A 609-nucleotide genomic window follows, 5' to 3' on the forward strand; every position below is an offset into this window, starting at 1 on the left:
ACCCAGGCCGATCACCGCGACGTGGCGCAGCCGCTGTGCTTGCCAGCCGACCCCGTCGCGGATGGCGACGTGCACACCTTCGTCGCGGTAGTAGCCCTCCTGATCGGCGACGTGGGCGATCAGCTCCTCGTGAATGCCACGCCCGACGTATGCCAGATCGATCGTGTGCACGCCGCACCCCTTTCCGGACGGATCGGCCGTCAATCCATGGCGAGGCCGCCATTGACCTCCAGGCAGTGGCCAGTGATGAAACCGGAATCCTCGCCGGCCAAAAACGCCACCGCCTTGGCCACCTCTTCCGGCGTGACGAGCCGCCCCATGGGATTTGTCGCCCCGAGCTGGCTCCACACCAGATCACCGCCAACCTCGTTTCGCCCGCCACGGTCGCCGACCCGACGGCGAACTCGCTGTTGACGGCCGAAGAAGTAGGCCAGCTCGGGGCGACAAATCCCATGGGGCGGCTCGTCACGCCGGAAGAGGTGGCCAAGGCGGTGGCGTTTTTGGCCGGCGAGGATTCCGGTTTCATCACTGGCCACTGCCTGGAGGTCAATGGCGGCCTCGCCATGGATTGACGGCCGATCCGTCCGGAAAGGGGTGCGGCGTGCACAC

At 66.7% G+C, this 609-nt stretch carries 2 protein-coding genes; one reads left to right on the plus strand and one right to left on the minus strand.

Features of this window, described 5'->3' with window-relative positions:
* Positions 1-200: 200 nt before the first annotated feature.
* The gene (locus A5622_RS28885) at positions 201-320 is read right to left on the minus strand and encodes an SDR family oxidoreductase (protein ID WP_369806935.1); all 120 of its coding nucleotides are present in this window, start codon (positions 318-320) and stop codon (positions 201-203) included.
* A gap of 33 nt (positions 321-353) precedes the next feature.
* Between A5622_RS28885 and A5622_RS28890 the strand changes: the two genes are divergently transcribed.
* Entirely contained in the window at positions 354-572 is a 219-nt protein-coding gene (locus tag A5622_RS28890) for an SDR family oxidoreductase (RefSeq protein WP_231998295.1), read from the plus strand.
* Positions 573-609: the final 37 nt, after the last annotated feature.

Source organism: Mycobacterium sp. 1245801.1 (genome assembly GCF_001673055.1).
GTDB lineage: Bacteria > Actinomycetota > Actinomycetes > Mycobacteriales > Mycobacteriaceae > Mycobacterium > Mycobacterium europaeum_A.

What these genes read in the sequence shown, in the direction of transcription:
- A5622_RS28885 (WP_369806935.1), bottom strand. Translation starts at nt 320, where the DNA reads ATGGGGCGGCTCGTCACGCCGGAAGAGGTGGCCAAGGCGGTGGCGTTT.